The organism is Streptomyces sp. ICC1 (assembly GCF_003287935.1).
In the GTDB taxonomy this organism is placed as follows: Bacteria; Actinomycetota; Actinomycetes; order Streptomycetales; family Streptomycetaceae; genus Streptomyces; species Streptomyces tritrimontium.
Map to the genome: position 1 here is coordinate 3414833 of NZ_CP030287.1, position 19819 is coordinate 3434651.

Sequence of the window (19819 nt, forward strand, 5' to 3'; positions counted from 1 at the left end):
TCGTGCCGGTCAGGGCGGGCCCGTAAGCGGAATTCTTCTCACTCACGCAAATGGCTTGCGTTATTTGCGCCCAGCTTGCGCAAGTGATGACGGCATAAAAGTGCGGTCAGAGTTGTAGACGACTCGCCAATGCTCTGCAACTCTCGCACGGCAGACCGCAAATTCCTATCTCCCATGGTTCAGAAAGCTCATGTCGAGGGACGAGGACATATGAGAAGGCACAACTGGAGATGGCGGGCCCTGGCCGCCTTGATCAGCACGGCCCTGCTGATGCTGGGCTGGCCCGCTCTCACCGCCGTGGCCGCCGGCGGACCGAGCATCTCGGCGGGCCGCCCCGCCGGCGCGAGCAGTACGAACGGCGGCTACACGGCCGCCAACGTCACCGACGGGAACCAGTCCTCGTACTGGGAGAGCGCCGGCTCGACCTTCCCGCAATGGGTGCAGACCGACCTCGGGGCCACCACCCGGATCGACCAGGTCGTGCTCAAGCTCCCCGCGGGCTGGGAGAGCCGCAACCAGACCCTGTCCGTCCAGGGCAGCGCCGACGGCACCAGCTACAGCACCCTGGTGAGCTCGGCGACGTACACCTTCGGCCAGGGCGGGGGGAACACCGTCGCCATCGGCTTCCCCGCCACCCAGACCCGGTACGTGCGGATCGACATCACCGCCAACACCGGCTGGCAGGCCGCCCAGCTCTCCGAGCTGGAGGTCCGCGCCCCCGGCGAGTCCGGGACCAACCTGGCGCTCGGCAAGACGCTGACCGCCAGCACCAGCACCCAGTCCTACGTCGCGGGCAACGCCAACGACGGAAACACGGCCAGCTACTGGGAGAGCGTCAACAACGCCATGCCCCAGTGGCTCCAGGCCGACCTCGGCTCCTCCGTCCGCGTGGACAAGGTGGTCCTCAAGCTGCCCGAGAACTGGGGCGCCCGCACCCAGACCCTCAAGATCCAGGGCAGTGCCAACGGCACGGACTACACGGACCTGACCGCCTCCAAGGCCTACGACTTCAACGCCGCCGGCGCGAACGCGGTGACGATCGCCTTCGACGCCACCACCACCCGCCACGTGCGCGTGTGGATATCGCTCAACTCCGTCCAGCCCGGCGGGCAGCTGTCCGAGCTGGAGATCTACGGACCGACGACCGGGGACACCCAGGCCCCGACCGCCCCGACCGCACTCGCCTACAGCGAGCCCGCCACCGGGCAGATCAAGCTCACCTGGAACGCCTCCACCGACAACACCGGCGTCACCGGCTACGACGTCTACGCCAACAACCAGCTGCGCACCAGCGTCGCCGGCAACGCCACCACCTACACCGACACCCAGCCGGCCTCCGCGAGCGTGACGTACCACGTCCGGGCCAAGGACGCGGCCGGCAACCAGTCGGCGAACAGCAACAGCGTCACCCGCGCCGGCGAGACCGGTGACACCCAGGCCCCGACGGTGCCGGGCTCCCTGGCCTTCACCGAGCCGGCGTCCGGCCAGATCAAGCTCACCTGGCAGGCCTCCACCGACAACGTCGGCGTCACCGGCTACGAGGTGTTCGCCAACAACGTGCCGGTCGCCACGGTCGCGGGCAACGCCACCACCCACACCGACACCCAGCCGGCCACCGCCACCGTGAGCTACTTCGTCCGGGCCAAGGACGCAGCGGGCAACCGGTCCGGGGACAGCAACTCCGTCACCCGCAACGGCAGCGGAGGCGGCGGCTCCAACCTGGCCGTCGGCAGGCCCATCAGCGGTTCCTCCGTGATCCACACCTTCGTCGCGGAGAACGCCAACGACAACAGCACCAGCACCTACTGGGAGGGCGCCGGCGGCGCCTACCCGAGCACCCTGACGGTCGCGCTCGGCTCCAACGCCGACGTGGACCGCCTGGTCCTCAAGCTGAACCCGGACAGCAGCTGGGGCACCCGCACCCAGAACATCCAGGTCCTCGGCCGCGAGCAGGGCGCCCCTGGCGTCACCAGTCTGGTCGCCGCCAAGGACTACGTGTTCAACCCGGCCGCCGGCTCGAACACCGTCACCATCCCGCTGAACGCCCGCGTCGCGGACGTGCAGCTGCGCTTCACGTCCAACACCGGCTCCTCCAACGGCCAGATCGCCGAGTTCCAGGTCATCGGCGTCCCGGCGCCCAACCCGGACCTCCAGGTCACGGCCCTCGGCGCGAGCCCGGCGGCCCCCGTCGAATCGGACTCCGTCACGCTGTCCGCCACCGTCAAGAACACCGGCCCGGCCCCGGCGGCCGCGACCGCCGTCTCCTTCCAGCTCGGCGGCTCCAAGGTCGCCACCGCCGGCGTGCCGGCCCTGGCCGCGGGCGCCACGGCGACCGTCACGGCCGGCATCGGCCCGCGCGACGCGGGCACGTACCCGCTGAGCGCGGTCGTCGACGAGGCGAACGCGGTGGTCGAGCAGAACGAGACGAACAACAGCCTCACCGGCCCGCCGCTCGTCATCCGGCCGGTCGACAGCTCGGACCTGGTGGCCTCGGCCGTCACCTGGTCGCCGAGCGCCCCGTCCGCGGGCCAGACGGTCGACTTCTCCGTCACCGTCAAGAACCAGGGCACCGTGGCCGCCGCCGCGGGCACGCACCACGTCACCCTCACCCTGCAGGACGCGGGCGGCGCCACCGTCCGCACGCTGGCCGGCTCCTTCAGCGGCGCGCTCGCGGCCGGAGCCACCACGGCCCCCATCCCGCTCGGCAACTGGACGGCCGCCAACGGCAAGTACACCGTCAAGGTGGTCCTCGCCGACGACGCCAACGAACTGCCGGTCAAGCGCGGCAACAACACCTCCACCAAGCCCTTCTTCGTCGGCCGCGGGGCGAACATGCCCTTCGACACGTACGAGGCGGAGGACGGCGTGGTCGGCGGCGGGGCCAACGTCGTCGGCCCCAACCGCACCGTCGGCGACATCGCCGGCGAGGCCTCGGGCCGCAAGGCCGTGAACCTCGACGCGACCGGCGAGTACGTCGAGTTCACCACCCGCGCCGCCACCAACACCCTGGTCACCCGCTTCTCCATCCCGGACGCCCCGGGCGGCGGCGGCATCGACTCCACCATCAACGTCTATGTCAACGGCGTCCTCAAGAAGGCCCTGCCGCTGACCTCCAAGTACGCCTGGCTCTACGGCGCTGAGGCCGGTCCCGGCAACGCGCCGAGCGCGGGCGCGCCGCGGCACATCTACGACGAGGCCAACATCCTCCTCGGCGAGACCGTCCCGCAGGGCAGCAAGATCCGCCTCCAGAAGGACGCGGCCAACACCTCCACCTACGCGATCGACTTCGTGAGCCTGGAGCAGGCCACGGTCATCCCCAACCCCGACCCGGCGACCTACACCGTGCCCGCCGGCTTCACCCACCAGGACGTGCAGAACGCCCTGGACAAGGTCCGCATGGACACCACGGGCAAGCTCGTCGGCGTCTACCTGCCGCCGGGCGACTACCAGACGGCGAGCAAGTTCCAGGTGTACGGCAAGGCCGTGCAGGTCGTCGGCGCCGGACCGTGGTTCACCCGCTTCCACGCCCCGGCAACGCAGGACAACACCGACAACGGCTGGCGCGCGGAGGGCACCGCGAAGGGCTCGTCCTTCTCGGGCTTCGCCTACTTCGGCAACTACACCTCGCGCATCGACGGTCCCGGCAAGGTCTTCGACTTCTCCAACGTGACCGACATGACCATCGACAACATCTGGAACGAACACCAGGTGTGCCTCTACTGGGGCGCCAACACCGACCGGATCACGATCAAGAACTCGCGGATCCGCGACACCTTCGCCGACGGCATCAACATGACCAACGGCAGCACGGACAACCTCGTGACCAACATCGAGGCGCGCTCCACGGGTGACGACAGCTTCGCGCTGTTCTCCGCCATCGACGCGGGCGGCGCGGACATGAAGAACAACGTCTACGAGAACCTGAGCGCGATCCTGACCTGGCGCGCGGCCGGTGTGGCCGTCTACGGCGGCTTCAACAACACCTTCCGCAACATCTACATCGCCGACATCCTCGTCTACTCGGGCATCACGATCAGCTCGCTGGACTTCGGGTACCCGATGAACGGGTTCGGGACCGACCCGACGACCTTCGAGAACATCTCGATCGTCCGGTCCGGCGGCCACTTCTGGGGAGCCCAGACCTTCCCCGGAATCTGGATCTTCTCGGCTTCCAAGGTGTTCCAGGGAATCCGGATCAACAACGTCGACATCATCGATCCGACGTACAGCGGAATCATGTTCCAGACGCAGTACATCGGAGGGCAGCCCGTCAATCCCATCAAGGACACCATTCTGAAGGACATCACCATCACCGGGGCCAAGAAGAGCGGCGACGCCTTCGACGCCAAGTCCGGGTTCGGCCTCTGGGCCAACGAGATGCCCGAGGCGGGACAGGGGCCGGCCGTGGGTGAGGTCACCATCCAGAACCTGAGGATGGGCGACAACGCCGTGGACGTGCGCAACACGACCTCGACGTTCAAGATCAACCAACTGCCGTAGCGGGCGGCCCGTCAAGGGTCTGACCCGGAGCCCGACCAAGAGAGCGGCGGGGCACCCCCTCGGGGTGCCCCGCCGCTGCTCGGCGTGATCGCGCAGCCACCCGGGCGCAGGGGGTTCCGTACCGGATTCCGATGGGCCAAACTGGCCGTAATCGAACTGCAAGGAACTTGCATTGTTTGCGCTACTCTTGCGCTCATGACGCGACGACTTGCTCAAGTAGCGAAGAAGGTGGGGGTCAGCGAGGCAACGGTCAGCCGGGTGCTCAACGGCAAGCCGGGCGTCTCGGAGACGACCCGCCAGTCCGTGCTCACGGCCCTCGACGTCCTCGGCTACGAGCGCCCCACCCAGCTGCGCGGCGAGCGCGCCCGGCTGGTCGGCCTGGTACTCCCGGAACTGCAGAACCCCATCTTCCCGGCCTTCGCCGAGGTCATCGGCGGGGCGCTCGCCCAGCAGGGGCTGACCCCGGTGCTCTGCACGCAGACCACCGGCGGGGTGTCCGAGGCCGACTACGTCGAGCTCCTGCTCCAACAGCAGGTGTCCGGCGTCGTCTTCGCGGGCGGACTGTTCGCCCAGGCCGACGCCCCGCACGAGCACTACCGGCTGCTCCACGACCGCAAGGTCCCGGTGGTGCTCATCAACGCCTCGATAGAGGACCTCGGCTTCCCGTGCGTGTCCTGCGACGACGCCGTCGCGGTCGAGCAGGCCTGGCGCCACTTGGCCTCGCTCGGGCACGAACGCATCGGCCTGGTGCTGGGTCCGCCCGACCATATCCCCTCGCTGCGCAAGCTGGTGGCCGCCCAGACGGTGGCCGCGGCGGCCGGCTCCGAGCTGCCCGCCGAGCACGTGGAACGGGCGCTGTTCTCCCTGGAGGGCGGCCACGCGGCCACCTCCAGGCTGCTGGACCGGGGGGTGACGGGCATCATCTGCGCGAGCGACCCGCTGGCCCTGGGGGCCATCAGGGCCGCCCGCCGCCGGGGTCTGAACGTGCCGGGAGAGGTCTCCGTCGTCGGCTACGACGACTCGGCCTTCATGAACTGCACCGAACCCCCGCTGACCACCGTCAGGCAGCCCATCGAAGCCATGGGCAGGGCCGCCGTGGAGCTGCTCACCGCGCAGATCCAGGGGCACGCCGTGCAGCCCGGCGAGCTGCTCTTCGAGCCGGAGCTCGTGGTGCGCGGCTCCACGGCGCAGGTCCCGCGCCCCCGGCCCGCGTAACACCCCGCTCCGCTCCGCCCCTCGAACTCAGGGCCCCGCAACGTCTGCTGACGTTTCGGGGCCCTGTTTTGCGTTCTCTGTCCGACCTGTCCGTCGCGCAACTGCCAAGGTCTTGCGAAATCTGCGCGAGATATTGCGTTCATCTGTCGGTGGTGGTTGAGTGTGCCGCGCTCGCCCCCACACTCGCCCCACGCCTCCTGCTTGATGCTCGAAGGGGACCACCGATGAGAACCAACATCCGCCGCACCACCGCGGCCGCCCTCGTCTCGGCGCTCGCCGTCACGGCCCTCGCGGCCTGCGGTACGAGTAGCGGTGGCGACGAGGAGAAGAACCAGCCGACCGGCGGTTCCGCGGACGCCGCCGCGCCGCTCGACCCGAAGACCAAGGTCACCATCTCCATCGACTGCATGCCGCCCGCGGCGAAGGCGCCCGAGCTCAAGCAGTGGAAGGAGGACGTGGCGGCGTTCAACAAGCTCTACCCGAACGTCACGATCGAAGGCCGCTCCACCCCCGGCCAGTGTCTGGAGCCCCCGCGCTTCACGGCGATGCTCAAGGCCAAGTCGCAGCCCGACGTGTTCTACGCCTACTTCACCGACCTCAAGCAGGTCCTGGACAACGACGGGGCCGAGGACATCTCGGCGTACGTCACGCCCAAGTCGGTCCCCGCCTTCGACGACGTCGACAAGAACGTCGTCAACACCCTGAAGGCGGACGGCAAGCTCTACGCCCTGCCCACCAGCAACTACACGATGGGCCTGCTGATCAACCGCAAGCTCTTCCAGCAGGCGGGGCTCAACCCCGACCAGCCGCCCCGCACCTGGGACGAGGTCCGCGCGGCCGCCAAGAAGATCGCGGCACTCGGCAACGGCACCTCCGGCTACGGCGAGTACAGCGTCGAGAACACCGGCGGCTGGCACTTCACCGCCGCGATGTACGGCATGGGCGGCGACATCGTCGGCGCCGACGGCAAGGCGGCCTTCAACAACCCGACCGGCAAGCAGGTCGTCGACAACCTCCGCGCCATGCGCTGGGAGGACGACAGCATGGGCAAGACCCAGCTGCTCAAGTGGGGCGACCTGCAGAAGCAGATGGCCTCGGACAAGCTCGGCATGTTCCTCGCCGCGCCCGACGACATCAGCTACATGGTCCAGCAGCTCTCCGCCAAGTACGAGAACTTCGGCATGGGCCCCATTCCCGGCGGCGCCGCGACGCTCGCCGGCGGCAACGGCTACATGATCAAGAAGGGCAGCTCGCCCGACAAGGTCAAGGCCGCCATCGCCTGGCTGAACTTCAAGACGCTCTCGGTCGGCAAGGGCCAGTTCCAGTACGACCGCAACAAGACCGACGGCCTGCCGGTCGGACTTCCGCAGCCCGCCTTCTTCACCGGCGCCAGCAAGGCCAAGGACGACGAGCTCAAGGCCGCCAACGCCACCATGCCCGTCGTCAACTTCAAGCCGTTCCTGGACAACCCGGTGCCCGGCAAGGCCGAGCCGGTGAAGGCCCAGGAGGTCTACAAGGTCCTCGACAAGGTGATGTCGGGCGTCCTGACGAACAAGGACGCCGACTCGGCGCAGCTCCTCGCGGAGGCCGAGAAGGCCGTCAACCAGGTGCTGGCCAACCAGTAGCCGGACCGGCCGGGGAGGTCCGGGCGCGGCCTCCCCGGCCCGGACCCGCCCCCGCACCCCCGCATATCGATGGCGACGACCCACCAAGGAGCGAGCGGCGATGTCGGCTCCCACCCTGTCCGGTAACTCCCGCGAGGAATTCGCCCGGGCGTTCAAGCGGAACCTCTCGGCCCACGGCTTTCTGATCGGCGCCGTCCTCTGCTTCTCCTTCTTCTCCTGGTACCCGATGGTCCGGGAGTTCCTGCTGGCCTTCCAGAAGACCGAGGGCGGCACCGTCCGCTGGGTCGGCTGGGACAATTTCCGCTACGTCTTCAACGACCCGGCCTTCTGGCAGGCCTGGCGCAACACCCTGCTCTTCACCGGGCTCGCGCTGATCCTCGGCTTCGTCGTCCCGTTCGTCGTCTCGGTCGTGCTCAACGAATTCCGGCACGCGCAGGGATACTTGCGGCTGCTGGTCTACCTGCCGGTGATGATGCCGCCGGTGGCCTCGATCCTGCTCTTCAAGTACTTCTACGATCCCGGCTACGGCATCTTCAACAAGATCCTGGAATTCCTGCACCTGCCGGCGCAAGACTGGCTGCAATCCACCGATACCGCGATGCTCTCCGTCGTCATCGCTTCCACGTGGATGAACATGGGCGGCGCGACCCTGATCTACCTGGCCGCCCTCCAGGGAGTCCCCGGCGAGCTCTACGAGGCGGCCGAGCTCGACGGGGCCGGGGTGCTGCGCAAGATCTGGCACGTCACGATCCCGCAGACCAAGCTCATCCTCTCGCTGATGCTGCTCATGCAGATCATCGCCACGATGCAGGTGTTCGTCGAACCCTTCATGCTGACCGGCGGCGCCGGCCCCGAGGGATCGACCACCACCGTCGTCGTCCTCATCTATCAGTACGCCTTCAGCTTCAACCAGTACGGCGGCGCCGCGGCCCTGGGCCTGTGCCTGCTCGTCCTGCTCGCCGGCTTCTCCGCCGTGTACGTCCGGCTGAGCCGCGACAACGAGAACTGACGGGAGCACTCACATGGCAGAGCGCACGCTGATATCACCGGCCCAACTCGGCCGCACCCGGGGCAAGGTCCTCTACTGGACCGCCCTCGCCGTGGTGCTCATCGGCTTCACGGTCGTCTTCCTCGGGCCCCTCTACTGGATGGTCGTCAACGGCCTCAAGAGCACCCAGGAGTTCACCCAGGTCCCGCCGACCCTGGTGCCGGACTCCCTGCACCCCGAGAACTACTCGGCGGCCTGGCGGGTCATGGACCTCGCCAAGCTGCTGTTCAACACCCTCTACTACGCCTTCGGGGCCCTGGCCTTCCAACTCGTCCTCGACGTCGCCGCCGCGTACTCGCTGTCCAAGCTCCGGCCCGTCTTCGGCAAGGTCGTGCTCGGGATGATGCTGGCGACCTTGATGATCCCGGCCACCGTCCTGGTCGTACCGCAGTACCTCACGGTCCTGGACATGCCGATCATCGAGCGGAACCTGCTCAACACGCCCTGGGTGATCTGGCTGCCCTCGGTCACGAACGCCTTCAACATCTTCCTGTTGAAACGATTCTTCGACTCCATCCCCGGCGAGATCCTCGATGCCGCCGCCATAGACGGGGCCTCCGCCCTGCGCACCCTGCGCTCCGTGGTCCTGCCGATGTCCCGGCCCGTCCTCGGCGTCGTGTCGATCTTCGCCATCGTAGGGGTCTGGAAAGACTTCCTCTGGCCCATGCTGACCCTCCCCGACCCGGCCCTGCAGACGCTCAACGTCGGCATCTACTCACTGGCCAGGGGGGTACCCGAGAACCATCTCGTCGCCGCGCTCGCGATGGCCTCGGCGCCCACGCTCATCATCTTCCTGATCTTCCAGCGCAACATCATGAGCGGCCTGACGGCAGGCTCCCTCAAGGGGTGACCACCACCCCGAACCGCCGCCCTGCCCGGCCGCCCCCTGCGAAAAGAACGCCGTGAAAGGACCCCTCCGTGGCTGACTTTCCCCTGCCCGAAAACGCCGCCGACTGGTGGCGCTCGGCCGCCATCTACCAGGTGTACGTACGGAGCTTCGCCGACGGCGACGGGGACGGCACCGGTGACCTCGCGGGCGTCCGGGCCCGGCTCCCCTATCTTTCCGAACTCGGCGTGGACGCCCTCTGGTTCACCCCCTGGTACCTCTCCCCGCTCGCCGACGGCGGCTACGACGTCGCCGACTACCGCGCCATCGACCCCGCCTTCGGCACCCTGGCCGAAGCGGAGAAGCTCATCGCCGAGGCCCGCGAGCTGGGCATCCGCACCATTGTCGACATCGTCCCGAACCACGTGTCCGACCAGCACGCCTGGTTCAAGGCCGCCCTCGCCGCCGGCCCCGGCAGCCCGGAGCGCGAGCTCTTCCACTTCCGGCCCGGCCGCGGCGAGCACGGAGAACTGCCGCCCGGCGACTGGCCCTCGCAGTTCAACGGCGCCGCCACTTGGACGCAGGTACCGGACGGGGAGTGGTACCTGCACCTGTTCACGCCGCAGCAGCCCGACCTCAACTGGGACCACCCCGCCGTACGCCGGGAGCACGAGGAAGTCCTGCGGTTCTGGTTCGAGCGCGGCGTGTCCGGCGTACGGATCGACTCCGCGGCCCTGCTCGCCAAGGACCCCGCCCTGCCCGACCTGGCCGGCCGCTCGCCCGAACCCTGGCCCGGCGAGGTCCACCCCTACATCGACCGGGACGACCTGCACACCGTCTACCGCTCCTGGCGCGCCATCGCAGACGAGTACGGGGCCATCTTCGTCGGCGAGGTCTGGCTGCCGGACTCCGAGCGCTTCGCCCGCTACCTGCGCCCCGACGAGCTGCACACCGCCTTCAACTTCTCCTTCCTCAGCTGCCCCTGGGACGCGGACCGGCTGCGCACCTCCATCGAGGAGACCCTCGCCGAGCACGCGCCCGTCGGCGCCCCGGCCACCTGGGTGCTGTGCAACCACGACGTGACCCGTACGGTCACCCGTTACGGGCGCGCCGACACCGGTTTCGACTTCGCCGCCAAGGCCTTCGGGACGCCGACCGACCCGGCGCTCGGCACCCGGCGGGCCCGCGCCGCGGCCCTGCTGACCCTCGCCCTGCCCGGAGCCGTGTACGTCTACCAGGGCGAGGAGTTGGGGCTGCCGGAAGCCGACGTACCGCGCGGCCGCATCCAGGACCCCATGCACTTCCGCTCCGGCGGCACCGACCCCGGCCGGGACGGCTGCCGGGTCCCGCTGCCCTGGAGCGCGGAGCCGTGGAACGACCCGTGGCTGCCCCAGCCCGCGGACTGGCCGGCGTACGCCGCGGACCGGCAGGCCGGCGACCCGGACTCGATGCTCACCCTCTACCGGACGGCCCTCGGGCTGCGCCGCGCCGCCTCCGGCTTCGGCGGCGGATCGCTGGAGTGGCTGCAGGCGCCGCCCGGGGTGCTGGCCTTCACCCGCCCTGACGGGCTGGTCTGCCTGGCCAACCTGTCGTCCGAGCCGGTCCCGCTGCCGGCCCACACGAGCCTCCTGCTGAGCAGTTCCGCCCTGGACGGCGGCGGGCTGCTTCCGCAGGACACGGCGGTCTGGCTGCGGACCTGACGCCGCGGCCAGACCGCCGGAACCCCCTCCGGACACCCCCGCCCGTCACGGCATCGGCTGTGGCGGGCGGGGGCCTTGGTACTGCCCGCTCGGCCGCATCCGCAGCGGGCGCTCCTGGTACTCCTCCATGGCGTGCGCGATCCAGCCGGCCGTGCGGGCCACCGCGAACACGGTCTCCCCGGCCTCCGCCGCCATCGCGCAGGACACCGTCAGCACCGCCAGCGCGAGGTCCACATTGGGGTGGAGCCCGCCGCCGTGCCGGGCCGTCACGGCGGCCACCCCGCGGGCCGCGCCGAGCGCCGGACCGGCCTGCGGCAGCCCCTCCAGCCGGGCGAACAAGGCCGTCGCCCGGGGGTCCTCGCCCTGGTACAGCCGGTGCCCGAGCCCGGGCACCCGGCGACCGGCCCGCAGGTACTCGGCCACCACCGGCGCCGCGCCGCCGCGTTCGAGGACTTCGACCAGCATCCGGTGCGCGAGCCGCCCGGCCGATCCGTGCAGGGGGCCTTCGAGCGCGCCGAGCCCGGCCGAGACCGCCGCGTACGGATGCGCGCGCGCCGACGCGGCCACCCGCACGGCCAGCGTGGAGGCGGCCAGATCGTGGTCCGTGAGCAGGGCCAGCGCCAGGTCCAGCACGGCCAGCGCATCCGGATCCGGTTCCAGGGCCGAGAGCCGGGGCCACAGCTGCCGGGCGAGCCGGCCGTCCCCGGCCCACTGGGCCGGGCCCACCTCGGGCAGGGCGCCGACCAGGGTGGGGATCAGGGAGCGCGCGGAGCCCAGTACGGATGCCTCGGACAGGTCGAAACGCAGCGGGTCCGCGACCGCCGCGGCCGCCACGGCCACGCGCAGCCGGTCGACCGGACCGCTGTGCTCCGGCAGCGAGGCGACCGCCCGCCGGGCCGCGGCGAGGGCCTCCGGAGGAGCGGTGAACCGGGCCCCGCGCAGCAGGGTCCCCGTCCACAGCCACTCGGCGACCTCCTCGTAGCGGTAGCGCGAGGCCAGCTCCACAGCGTCGACGCCCCGGAAGTAGTACCGGTCGGGCTCGATGAGCGTGAGCGCGGTGCGCACGGAGAGCTCCCCGGCGCTGCCGGAGGGCACCGCCGCTTCGCGCCGGCTGCGCAGGGCCAGGGCCTCCACTTCGCGGGCGTCGAAGCTGCTGCCGCGCCCGACCGGATCGCGACGGCTGGTGAGCTGGCCGCGGCTGACGTACGCGTACACGGTCGCGGGTTTCACGCCCAGCAGCCGGGCCGCCTCGCGGGTGCCGATCCTTCGCTCCCCGGACTCCTCGTTCATGACGTCACCCTACATAGATTGATTGAATCAATATTGACAGTGATTCACTCCATCATCGATGGTCGATCCATGGACACCATCGACGCACCCGCCGCATCGCCCGCATCCGCCGCCGTCGAAAGCCCGCGCGGCCTCGCCGGAGTCGTGGTCACCGAGACCCGGCTCGGTGACGTCCGGGGCCGCGAGGGCTTCTATCACTACCGCCAGTACTCGGCCGTCGAGCTCGCCGGGAGCCGCACCTTCGAGGACGTGTGGCACCTGATGTTCCACGGCTCCCTGCCGGCCGGAGTCGCCGAACGCGCCGCCTTCGCCGCCGAGATCGCCCCGCTGCGCAGGCTCCCCGCCGAGGTACGGGACGCCCTGCCCGCCCTGGCCAACGCCACCGCCGCCTCCGGCCGAGGCTTGAGATGGTATTAAGAGACAGGTACTCGCCTTCGCGGCGGAAGTTCTCGGTCATGGATACGACTGTGTCCGCGGATCATGAGAGCCGTCTGAGTCCCCGCTGAGAAGCCCGACAGAACCGCGTATGCCCGATATAAGCCCGCACTGGGCCCGTTGACCGCCGACGGTCTGGAAGATCGCGTCGAAAGGGGACGTGTCAGCGGCAGCCGCAGGAGCGGCGGATCACCAGCGCCGACGGGAACTGCTTCAGGCGCTCGCGGCGGGAGCCGGCCACCCGCAGGGAGTCGTCCAGGACGAGGTCCACCGCCGCGCGGGCCATCGCCGGGCGGTCCGAGGCGATCGTGGTGAGCGGCGGGTCCGTCAGCGCCGCCTCCTTCACGTCGTCGAAGCCGGCCACGGCCAGTTCCCCGGGCACGTCGATGCGCAGCTCGCGCGCGGCCCGCAGTACGCCGATCGCCTGGTCGTCCGTGGCGCAGAAGATCGCCGGCGGCCGGTCCGGGCCGGCCAGCACCTCCAGGGCGACCTTGTACGCGTCGTAGCGGTTGTACGGCGCCTGGAAGAGCCGGCCCTCCACCGAGCGGCCGGATTCGAGCATCGCCCGCCGCCAGCCCTCGACGTGGTCGGCCACCGGGTCGCCGACCTCGGGGGTGTTCTCGACGCCGCCCAGGCAGGCGACGTACGGGTGCCCGTGCTCCAGCAGGTGCCGGGTGGCGAGCTGCGCGCCGCCGATGTCGTCCGTGACGACCGCGACGTCGTCGATGGCCTCCGGGCGCTCGTGGAGGAGGACGACACGGGCGTCCCACGCCTCGATCTCGGTGGCGGCCCGCTCGCTCATGCCCTGGCTGACCAGGATCAGTCCGGAGACCCGCATGCCGAGGAAGGCCCGCAGGTAGTGGACCTCGCGCTCGTCGCGGTAGTCGGAGTTCCCGACCAGCACCATCTTTCCGCGCTCGGCGGCGGCCTGTTCGACCGCGTGCGCCATCTCCGCGAAGAACGGCTGGCGGGCATCGGGGACGATCATGCCTATGAGGTCGGTGCGCCGGGACGCCATCGCCTGCGCGACCCGGTCCGGGCGATAGCCCAGTTCCTTGATCGCGGCGAGGACACGCTCGCGCGTGGCCGGGGCAACCGGCCTGGGTCCGTTGTTGATGACGTAACTCACGACGGCGGTGGAAGTACCCGCAAGTCGTGCCACATCATCCCGCGTCACCTTGGCCACGCGCGGCAGTCTACGCGGGGTGACCTACCTCTGGGCAGGGCGTCCGGAGGAGGTCATTCCCACAGCCCGTCTAGTCCATTCGGGTGAGCGCCGCCGCGGCCCCTGCCGCGGCCTCCGCCGCCGCCTTCGTGGCCGCCTGGGCCGCGGCCTCCGCCGCCGCCCGCTCGACCTTCTCCGGGGTGACGAAGCGGTAGCCGACGTTGCGGACGGTACCGATCAGCGACTCGTGCTCGGGGCCGAGTTTCGCGCGCAGCCGCCGTACGTGCACGTCGACCGTGCGGGTGCCGCCGAAGTAGTCGTAGCCCCACACCTCCTGGAGGAGCTGGGCGCGGGTGAAGACGCGGCCAGGGTGCTGCGCGAGGTACTTGAGCAGCTCGAACTCCTTGAAGGTGAGGTCCAGGACCCGCCCCTTGAGCTTCGCCGAGTACGTCGCCTCGTCGACCGACAGGTCCCCGTTGCGGATCTCCATCGGGGAGTCGTCCGAGCCGAGCTGCTGGCGCCCGGTGGCCAGGCGCAGCCGCGCCTCGACCTCGGCCGGTCCGGCGGTGTCGAGGAGGACGTCGTCGATGCCCCAGTCGGCGGTGACGGCCGCGAGGCCGCCCTCGGTGACGACGAGGATCAGCGGGCAGCCGGGCCCGGTGGAGCGGAGCAACTGGCACAGCGACCGCACCTGGGGCAGGTCGCGGCGGCCGTCGACGAGGATCACGTCGGCGCCCGGGGTGTCGACGAGGGCGGGGCCCTCGGCCGGAGCCACCCGGACGGTGTGGAGCAGCAGGCCGAGTGCGGGCAGCACCTCGGTGGACGGCTGCAGGGCATTGGTCAGGAGCAGGAGGGAGCTCATGCCCGACCACCTGCCCGGTTCGGGCGGTGGGGTGCGTGCTTGTGCGCACACACGGTTCGCTGGTCCATCACGTCGGTTCCTCCTCGGTCCCGTCGAGGACTTTCGCGGCACTGCTTCGTACGACTTGCCCGGTGTCCGCCGTTCCCCGCGCCCTGAGGTCCGGGTGGACACCACTGTTCTCGGTTCGTTCAACGTGCTGAAAGCACAAAAGGACCCGGGGGCTACGTTGCCCGGATCCTCTCGGCAGCAGAATAGCCCACCCACCCCCGCGGGGCCGAGGGCTGGAGCGGAGGCTCTTCTGTGGTTCGCACCACCCCCGCGACCTGCTCGTGCGCTGGTTTCACCGGATCGACGGACTCCCCGGGGGCCGCTCGGGCGCACGCGGGGCGCGCGGAGGCACGCCGGGATCGGCGGCGCGAGGGTTCATGATGGAGGCCGACGGCAGAGCGCCGACGAGAGGAGCGTGCAGTGGCAACCGGAACCATCCGCTACTGGGCGGCGGCCAAGGCCGCGGCCAAGACGGCGGAGGAGCCGTACTCGGCGCGGACACTGGCCGAGGCGCTCGACGCCGTACGGGAACGCCACCCCGGGGAACTCACCCGGGTCCTGCTGCGCTGCTCCTTCCTCGTGAACGAAGAGCCGGTGGGCAAGCGCCCGCACGATTCCGTCGAGCTGACCGAGGGGGGCACCGTCGAGGTGCTCCCGCCGTTCGCGGGCGGGTGAGCGGAGTCCGATGAGCACGCCCGAGGAACAGCAGCAGGAGCAGCAGCGGCAACAGCGGCTGTACGAGCAGCAGCAGGCGCAGTACCTGGACCCGCAGGCGCAGTACGGGGACCAGCAGGGCCGGTATCCGGACCCGCAGGGCCAGTACCAGGATCCGCAGGGCCAGTACCAAGGCCAGCAGCAGTACCCGCAGCAGCAGCTCGAGCAGCCGGACCCGTACGGGACCCAGACCTGGCAGGCCTCGACGTGGGACACCTCCCACCAGCCGGTCCAGAGCCCGCTCGACGGCGTCCCCGCGCAGTACCCGGACCCGTACGCGGCCGCGCCGGACCACTGGTTCCGCGAGGAGCCGCAGGCCCCCGCGGACCCGCAGGCGGGCCGGGCGCAGCCCCAGGGCCCGGCCGACGGGCCGGCCTGGGGCGAGGCCGCCTACGCGCCCTCCTACCCCGGCTCCTACCCCGGCCCGATGGACCCGCCGCAGCAGGTGAGGGAGACGGCCGCGCCGGACCACTGGTTCCGCGAGGAGCCGCAGGCCCAGGCCCAGGCGCAGCCCCAGGCGCAGGAGTGGGTGGACCCGACGGCCTACCTCCCGCCGCAGGCCGCGGCGGCGGCCGCGGCCGACCCGGCGCAGGCTCCGGGACCGGCACCCGCGCAGGCACCCGCCCCGGAGCCGGGGACGGCCGAGGAGGAGCCCGCCTGGTCCCCGCCCACCCTTGCCGGCAACACCCTGCGCGCGGTCGACCCCGCCCAGGCCCGCGCGGAAGGCCGCTCGCCGATCATCGACCCGGGCCCGCAGGCGGCCATACTGACCGCCGCCCTCGGGCTGGTCATCGCCGCGGCCGCGGCCCTCGGCAAGCTCGCGCTGCTCGCACCCCTGATCGCGCTCCAGGGCCTCACCGCGGCCGGCTGGTTCCGGCTGAACGGCATGTGGCCGGCCCGCCAGGGCATCGCGCTGGCCTTCGCCGGGGCCGTCGCCGCCGACGTGGCCGTGCTCGCGGTGGACGAGGCGTACGGGCCCGGTGCGATCATCGGCACGCTCGGCGCCTGGGTGCTGCTCACGCTGGTGCTCCAGCTGCGCAGCCAGGCCGATCCGGACGAGCGGATGTACGGGCTGATGGCCTCGGTGGCCTCGGCCGCGCTGGCCATCGTGTGTGCCGGCTACCTCGCGGCCGGCTCCGCCGCCGTGAGCGTGGGCGCGGCCGCCGTGGCGGTGGCCGTCTTCGCCCGTGCGCTGCCGCTGCCCACCGTGCCCTCGGTCGGCGTCTCGCTGGCCGCCGCGGCCGGCGCGGGCATCGCGGTCGGCGGGCTGACGTCCGTCGGCGCGGGCGGTGCGCTGATCGGCCTGACGGCCGGGGTGTGCGCGCTGATCGGGCTGCGGGTGGCGGCGTACGACTACCCGTCGAAGTTCGTCCACATGACGGCCGGTGTCGCGCTGCCGCTGGCCGCGGCGGCTCCGGCGGTCTACCTGATCGGCCGGGTGGTGGGCTGAGGCCCCCGCACCCTCCGGCCCCCCGCAACCCCACCCCTCCGATGGCATGTTCACGGCGCCCTGACGCCGGGTCATGGTCCACTGTGTCGCTGAAACCGATCGTCTGGGGGGTGGGCACGTGCGTGTCCTGCGTGTCGTTGTGATCATCGGGGTGGTCCTCGGCGGCCTCTTCGTCGGCCTGGACCGCTGGGCGGTCGGCTATGCCGAGGACCGGATGGCCGACCGGATACGGGCCTTCCAGGACCCGTCGGTGGGGGTGGACGTGGACATCCACGGGTTCCCCTTCCTGACCCAGGCGCTCTCCCGCGACCTCGACCGGGTCGACCTGAAGATGGACGGCCTCGACGTCTCGACCGAGGAGGGCCGCAAGACGCACCTCTCCCGGCTCGAGGTCGCCTTCCGCGGAGTGGAGCTGAACGGCGACTACACGGGCGGCACCGCCCGGAGCGCCGAGGGCTCGGCCACGGTCACGTACGCCGATCTGAGCGCGGCCGCGCAGCCGGGGGTGACCGTCGCCTACGGCGGGGCTCCGGGCAAGGTGAAGGTGACCGCGAGCGTGGAGTTCCTCGGCAAGACGCTCAGCCGCAGCGTGGTGTCGACGGTCTCCCTCGTCGACTCCGGGGACGGCAAGGGGGCGAAGACCGTCCGGGTGCGTGCCGACCGGGTGCCGGGCGAGGGCCTTCCCGGGATCGAGGCCGCGGTGCGCAAGAAGACCGACTTCGAGCGGCGGCTCGACGGCGGTCTGCCGTCGGGGCTCGGGCTGACGGCGCTGACCTCGGACGAGGCGGGCATTCACCTCACCGTGGGCGGTGCGAATCTGAAGTTGGCCGGATCGTGAGACGGGTCGGTCCGATCCGCAGATGGGAGGGGCCGTACGAGGGCCCCCGGAGGCCGTGGCGGAGCCGTCGACCCCCATCTGATCCCACTATGCGGACGATCCTGTCTCGGTATATGACACGGCGGTGACAGGGCGGCCGATTCGTCCCTACGATCCATGGCTATGAAGCATCAGCAGGCGGACCTCACGAAGCGACGGGCAGTAGACCTGTGTCGCGTCGCCGCCATGCTCTGTCGATCCATGTGACGTGTGAGCGCATCCCGCTCCATAGCCGGACGACAGCCTTCCGCTTTCCCGTGTGACCACTACTGCTCCCGCCCTCCTGACGCCTCCCCGCAACAGGATCCGTCCGGGGGCACCTCCCGGCGGTAGCTGGGGGAGCACCCGGAAGCACACGCACCCAGCACCACCAGCACCACCCCGCCGCACACTGCCCCGGAGGAGAACACCATGAGCCGCAGCGACGTCCTTGTAGACGCCGACTGGGTCGAGGCCCACCTGAACGACGCCAACGTCGTCATCGTCGAGGTGGACGAGGACACGTCCGCGTACGACAAGAACCACATCACCAACGCCGTCCGGATCGACTGGAAGAGCGACCTCCAGGACCCGGTCCGCCGCGACTTCGTGGACCAGGAGGGCTTCGAGAAGCTCCTCTCCGCCAAGGGCATCTCCAACGACGACACCGTCGTCCTCTACGGCGGCAACAACAACTGGTTCGCGTCCTACGCCTACTGGTACTTCAAGCTCTACGGCCACCAGGACGTCCGCCTGCTCGACGGCGGCCGCAAGAAGTGGGAGCTCGACTCCCGCGACCTGGTCGACGGCACCGAGGTCCCCAGCCGCCCGGCCACCGAGTACAAGGCCAAGGCCCAGGACACCTCGATCCGCGCCTTCCGTGACGACGCGGTCGCCGCGATCGGCACGAAGAACCTGGTCGACGTCCGCTCGCCCGACGAGTTCTCGGGCAAGCTGCTCGCGCCGGCGCACCTCCCGCAGGAGCAGTCGCAGCGTCCGGGCCACATCCCGAGCGCCCGCAACATCCCGTGGTCGAAGAACGCCAACGACGACGGCACCTTCAAGTCCGACGAAGAGCTGACGGCCCTCTACCAGGCCGAGCAGGTCGACCTGGCGAAGGACACCATCGCCTACTGCCGCATCGGTGAGCGCTCCGCGCTCACGTGGTTCGTGCTGCACGAGCTCCTGGGCCAGGAGAACGTCAAGAACTACGACGGCTCGTGGACCGAGTACGGCTCGCTGGTCGGCGTGCCGATCGAGCTCGGCGCCAACAAGTAGTTCCGGGTACCCAGCGTTCCGGGTACCCAGCGTTCCGGGTACCCAGCGTTCCGGGTACCCAGCGTTCCGGGTACCCAGCGTTCCGGGCACCGAGCATTCCGGGCACGCGACGCCCGTAGTCATACCTCTCTAGGACAGGACAGAGAACATGTGTGGAGCACAGATCGGCGGGCCCGACCTCGCGACGCTGAAGCCCGGTGAGACCGCCATCCAGGGTCAGGTGACCAAGGACGGCGAGCCCATCAGCGGCTACGTCCGCCTGCTGGACTCGACCGGCGAGTTCACCGCGGAGGTCCCGACCTCGGCGACCGGCCAGTTCCGCTTCTACGCGGCCGAGGGCTCCTGGACGCTGCGGGCGCTCGTGCCCGGAGCCCAGGCGGACCGCGCCGTGGTCGTCGTCGAATCCGGCGGCGTGACGGACGTGGCGATCGCGGTCTGAGTACCGCACTGGTGTGACGAAGGGCCGTACCCCGAGGCCGGGGTGCGGCCCTTCGTGCCGTTCCGGGGCGGGCGGCCCTACGCTGGAGGCATGTACGCCCGGCGCCGGCGCGCCTACTTCCTGCTCATGGGCGGATGCCTGTTCCTCTTCGTCTCCGCCTGGTCCTTCGTGCGCCTGTGGTCGGTCGAGGCCGCGGTCGCGCTGTGCGCGGTCGCCATGGTCATCCCGCCGGTCGCCGCGATGGTCGCGAACCGGCGCGGGCCCGACGACCGCTGGTGGGACGACCCCTCGGGGGACGCGAAGTCCGACGAGTGGTGGGACGAACTGGATGGAAAGCGGCGTCCCGAGGACTGAAACCAGTCGAGATA

The 19819-nt window shown here is 70.5% G+C and carries 15 protein-coding genes and 1 pseudogene; 13 read left to right on the forward strand and 3 right to left on the reverse strand.

Annotated features, from left to right (window positions below; translation table 11 throughout):
• Positions 1-210 precede the first annotated feature (210 nt).
• The 6 genes from DRB96_RS16200 (at position 211) to DRB96_RS16225 (ending at position 10914) form a co-directional block, all read left to right on the forward strand.
• Entirely contained in the window at positions 211-4500 is a 4290-nt protein-coding gene (locus tag DRB96_RS16200) for a discoidin domain-containing protein (protein ID WP_162688600.1), read from the forward strand.
• A gap of 195 nt (positions 4501-4695) precedes the next feature.
• A complete protein-coding gene (locus DRB96_RS16205) occupies positions 4696-5715 on the forward strand; it encodes a LacI family DNA-binding transcriptional regulator (protein ID WP_112449109.1) in 1020 nt (339 codons plus the stop codon).
• Between the two features lie 224 nt (positions 5716-5939).
• A complete protein-coding gene (locus DRB96_RS16210) occupies positions 5940-7340 on the forward strand; it encodes an extracellular solute-binding protein (RefSeq protein WP_112449110.1) in 1401 nt (466 codons plus the stop codon).
• A gap of 100 nt (positions 7341-7440) precedes the next feature.
• On the forward strand, positions 7441-8349 hold the full coding sequence (locus DRB96_RS16215) for a sugar ABC transporter permease (protein WP_112449111.1): 909 nt from the start codon (positions 7441-7443) through the stop codon (positions 8347-8349).
• A 13-nt stretch (positions 8350-8362) separates the two neighbouring features.
• The gene (locus DRB96_RS16220) at positions 8363-9238 is read left to right on the forward strand and encodes a carbohydrate ABC transporter permease (RefSeq protein WP_112449112.1); all 876 of its coding nucleotides are present in this window, start codon (positions 8363-8365) and stop codon (positions 9236-9238) included.
• A gap of 68 nt (positions 9239-9306) precedes the next feature.
• Positions 9307-10914: an alpha-amylase family glycosyl hydrolase gene (locus DRB96_RS16225; RefSeq protein WP_239516172.1), complete on the forward strand. Its 1608-nt coding sequence runs from the start codon at positions 9307-9309 to the stop codon at positions 10912-10914.
• A gap of 45 nt (positions 10915-10959) precedes the next feature.
• On the opposite strand, the gene DRB96_RS16230 is transcribed toward DRB96_RS16225, so the two are convergent.
• Positions 10960-12204 (reverse strand): citrate synthase, encoded by a 1245-nt coding sequence (locus DRB96_RS16230; RefSeq protein WP_112449113.1) that lies wholly within the window; start codon positions 12202-12204, stop codon positions 10960-10962.
• A gap of 69 nt (positions 12205-12273) precedes the next feature.
• Between DRB96_RS16230 and DRB96_RS16235 the strand changes: the two are divergent.
• A pseudogene (locus tag DRB96_RS16235) lies at positions 12274-12612 on the forward strand (citrate/2-methylcitrate synthase); the annotation flags it as partial.
• A gap of 190 nt (positions 12613-12802) precedes the next feature.
• Here DRB96_RS16235 and DRB96_RS16240 read toward each other — a convergent pair.
• Together DRB96_RS16240 and DRB96_RS16245 are read right to left on the reverse strand one after the other, a co-directional pair.
• Positions 12803-13825: a LacI family DNA-binding transcriptional regulator gene (locus tag DRB96_RS16240; RefSeq protein WP_112449114.1), complete on the reverse strand. Its 1023-nt coding sequence runs from the start codon at positions 13823-13825 to the stop codon at positions 12803-12805.
• Positions 13826-13895: 70 nt separating this feature from the next.
• Positions 13896-14666 (reverse strand): response regulator transcription factor, encoded by a 771-nt coding sequence (locus tag DRB96_RS16245; RefSeq protein WP_112449115.1) that lies wholly within the window; start codon positions 14664-14666, stop codon positions 13896-13898.
• 468 nt (positions 14667-15134) lie between these two features.
• On the opposite strand from DRB96_RS16245, the gene DRB96_RS16250 reads away from it, so the two are divergent.
• From DRB96_RS16250 to DRB96_RS16275, 6 genes are all read left to right on the forward strand, one after another.
• A complete protein-coding gene (locus tag DRB96_RS16250) occupies positions 15135-15389 on the forward strand; it encodes a MoaD/ThiS family protein (RefSeq protein WP_112449116.1) in 255 nt (84 codons plus the stop codon).
• 10 nt (positions 15390-15399) lie between these two features.
• A complete protein-coding gene (locus tag DRB96_RS16255) occupies positions 15400-16878 on the forward strand; it encodes a hypothetical protein (RefSeq protein WP_239516087.1) in 1479 nt (492 codons plus the stop codon).
• 118 nt (positions 16879-16996) lie between these two features.
• Complete coding sequence (locus tag DRB96_RS16260) at positions 16997-17716, forward strand: DUF2993 domain-containing protein (protein WP_112449117.1); 720 nt, start codon at positions 16997-16999, stop codon at positions 17714-17716.
• Positions 17717-18166: 450 nt separating this feature from the next.
• A complete protein-coding gene (locus DRB96_RS16265; RefSeq protein ID WP_112449118.1) occupies positions 18167-19012 on the forward strand; it encodes a sulfurtransferase in 846 nt (281 codons plus the stop codon).
• Positions 19013-19160: 148 nt separating this feature from the next.
• Positions 19161-19451, forward strand: coding sequence for a DUF1416 domain-containing protein (locus DRB96_RS16270; RefSeq protein WP_112449119.1), 291 nt, complete (start codon positions 19161-19163; stop codon positions 19449-19451).
• A gap of 90 nt (positions 19452-19541) precedes the next feature.
• Positions 19542-19805, forward strand: a complete 264-nt coding sequence (locus DRB96_RS16275; protein ID WP_112449120.1) for a DUF3099 domain-containing protein — start codon at positions 19542-19544, stop codon at positions 19803-19805.
• Positions 19806-19819 lie beyond the last annotated feature (14 nt).